Raw genomic sequence first — 3,233 nt, 5'->3', positions numbered from 1 at the left:
CAGCGTGCCATCCAGCGCCATGCCGCGCAGCATTTCGCGTAAGGCGCGCCGGTGTTCCGGGCCAAGGCCGAATTCCCGGCTGATCTCGCGCTTGCCGATCCGGCCCTGTGCGTTTTCGATAAACGCGCGGAGCTGTTCACGCTCGGGCAGGCCACCCGTCCGGGCCGGGGAAGTGCCCGTGGGCAGGCGGTCCGGCATCTCGGGAGCTGCTGGACGCTGCCGTTTCATGCTCAGTCAGTCCCGCTTTCGGTGCTGGTCTTCCTGCGCGTGGTGGTCTTGCGGGCAGCGGTCTTGCGCGCGGCGGGTTTCTTCTTGGGTGCCGCGCCCTCTTCGGCCGTTTCGGCTGTTTCCGCCGTCTTCGCCCTGGTCTTGCGTGCGGCGGGCTTGCGGGCCGGGGCTTTCTTGCCCTTGGGCTTCAGCGGCTTGCCCTTTTCGGTCAGCAGCGTCAGGGCCTCTTCCATGGTCACATCATCCATGTCCTGCCCGCGCGGCACGGTGGCCACGATGGATCCGTGCTGGACATAGGGGCCGAAGCGTCCCTTGCGCACCAGCACCGGCTCGCCATCCTTGGGGTGCGGGCCAATGGTGCGGATGGAGGCCAGCTTCTTGGCCAGCGCATCGACCGCGCGGTTCAGGCCCACGGTCAGGACATCATCGTCCTTGTCCAGCGACCCATAGACCGCGCCCATTTTCACATATGGCCCGAACCGGCCCAGACCCGCCTCGATCGGCTCGCCCAGTTCGGGATGGATGCCCACGATGCGCGGCAGCGACAGCAGCCCCACCGCCTGTTCCAGCGTGATCGAATCGCCATCCAGCCCACGGGGAATGGTGGCGCGCTTCGGCTTGGCCTTCTTGTCCTCGGGGTCGGGTTCGCCCTGCTGCACGTACAGCCCCCACGGGCCACGGCGCACGGTAATCTCATCCCCCGAGGGACCGGTGCCCAGCACGCGCAGCCCGTCCTTGAGGGAGGCGGCTTCATCGCCCTCGTTCGGGTCGGCCACCAGTTTGCGGGTGTACTGGCAGGTCGGATAATTGGAACAGCCGATGAATGCGCCATAGCGGCCCAGCTTCAGCCCCAGCCGGCCGGTATGGCACGCGGTGCAGACGCGCGGATCCTGCCCGTCCTCGCGCTGGGGGAAGAAATAGGGCGAGAGATCCGCGTCAAGGGCCGTGATGACATCGGATATCTTGAGATCCTTGGTCTGGTCCACGGCGTGGGAAAAGTCGCTCCAGAACGCGGCCATGACATCGCGCCAGTTGGCCCGGCCGCCGGAAATGTCATCAAGCTGTTCCTCAAGCCCGGCGGTGAACTGCGTATCGACATAGCGTTCGAAGAACGAGGTGAGAAACGCCGTGACAAGCCGTCCGCGATCTTCGGGTATGAAGCGCCGGCTCTCGAGGCGCACATAGTTGCGGTCGCGCAGCACGGTCAGGATGGAGGCGTAGGTGGAGGGACGGCCAATGCCGATTTCCTCCATCTTCTTGACCAGAGAGGCTTCCGAATACCGCGGCGGCGGCTGGGTGAAGTGCTGGTCCGCCACGACATCGCCCCGGCCGATCGCGTCGCGCTCGCTCATGGCGGGCAGCATGCGGTCCTGATCGTCATCCGCCTTTGCGGGGGAATCGTCGCGGCCTTCGCTGTACAGGCGCAGGAACCCATCGAAGGCGATGATGGAGCCGGTGGCGCGCAGCGTCGTGCGCTGCTGGCGGTCCATGATGTCCACCGCCACCTGGTCCAGCTCGGCGGACTGCATCTGGCTTGCGACCGAACGCTTCCACACCAGGTCGTACAGCTTCTTCTGCTCGGCCGAGAGGTAGGGCGCCATGTCCGCTGGCGTGCGGCGCACGTCGGTCGGGCGGATGGCTTCATGCGCTTCCTGCGCGTTCTTGGCCTTGGTGGAATAGATGCGCGCCTTTTCGGGCACGTAGTGTTCGCCAAAGCTGTGGCCGATATGGCTGCGGATGGCGCTGATCGCCTCGCCCGCCATCTGCACGCCGTCGGTTCGCATATAGGTGATCAGGCCGACCGTCTCACCGCCGATGTCGATGCTTCATAAAGCTGCTGGGCCGTGCGCATGGCCACCTGCGCGCCCATGCCGAGCTTGCGTGAGGCTTCCTGCTGCATGGTCGATGTGGTGAAGGGCGGCGGCGGGTTGCGGCGCACCTTGCGGCGTTCGACCTTGCCTACGCTGAAGTCGCCCGCTTCCACCGCCGCTTTCGCGCGCATGGCGCTGGCTTCGTCGCCAGATCGAACTGGTCGAGCTTGTGGCCGTCCAGATGCGTCAGCCGCGCGGTGAAGGCCGCGCCGGCGGGCGTGGTCATGTGGGCGATGACCGACCAGTATTCACGCGGGCGGAAAACCTCGATCTCGGCTTCGCGCTCACAGATCAGCCGCAGCGCGACCGACTGCACGCGTCCGGCACTTTTCGAACCGGGCAGCTTGCGCCACAGGACGGGCGAAAGCGTGAAGCCAACCAGATAATCCAGCGCGCGCCGGGCCAGATACGCCTCGATCAGCGGAAAATCGAGTTCACGCGGATGGGCCATCGCGGTCTTGATGGCGCTTTTGGTGATCTCGTTAAACGTGACGCGCTGTACGTCGATGCCCTTGAGGAGGTTCTTCTCCTCCAGAATGGCGCGTACATGCCACGAAATGGCTTCCCCCTCGCGGTCGGGATCAGTGGCGAGGTAGAGATGGCGCGCCCCGCGCAGCGCCTTGGCGATGGCCGCGATCTGGCGGCTGCCGCGCTCATCGGTTTCCCACACCATGGCGAAGCCCTCATCGGGCCGCACGCTTCCATCCTTGGGTGGCAGGTCACGTACATGCCCGAACGAGGCAAGAACCGTGTAGTTATCACCCAGATACTTATTGATCGTTTTCGCCTTGGCTGGCGATTCGACCACCACGACGTCAGTCATTCTGTCTCCGGATCACGATTCTCAAACCTTGCTCTGCTTCCTGCCGTCAGGCCGGGGGTGGACGCCGCACGACCATATCCCCCGGAAGGAATTCGATCATGCCCGCAATCTCCATTTCCGACAGGACACTCAGGACTGCTGCTGTGGAGAACTGGCAGCGCCGTACAAGATCGTCAACAGGCGATGGCGTGAAAGATAGAAATCCCTCCACTCTTTTACAAATGTCCGCCTCCCCCTCCGGTGGCGTGGCGGGGGGTGATACCGGGCTGGCTGGCGGGCGTGGGGCGGCCTGTCGCCCATGGGGGGCGGGG

General features: G+C 65.0%; 1 protein-coding gene and 2 pseudogenes. All 3 read right to left on the bottom strand.

Features of this window, described 5'->3' with window-relative positions; genetic code table 11:
* A pseudogene (locus tag JCM25156_RS23960) lies at positions 1–228 on the bottom strand (ribonuclease R); the annotation flags it as partial.
* A gap of 2 nt (positions 229–230) precedes the next feature.
* Positions 231–2,922, bottom strand: a pseudogene (gene topA / locus JCM25156_RS23955) (type I DNA topoisomerase).
* A 46-nt stretch (positions 2,923–2,968) separates the two neighbouring features.
* Positions 2,969–3,133 carry a DprA-like winged helix domain-containing protein gene (locus JCM25156_RS32645; protein WP_407637122.1) on the bottom strand — a complete coding sequence of 55 codons (165 nt, stop codon included), beginning with the start codon at positions 3,131–3,133 and terminating at the stop codon, positions 2,969–2,971.
* Positions 3,134–3,233: the final 100 nt, after the last annotated feature.

The organism is Komagataeibacter kakiaceti JCM 25156 (assembly GCF_000613305.1).
This window is presented reverse-complemented; position numbering and strand designations above follow the sequence as displayed.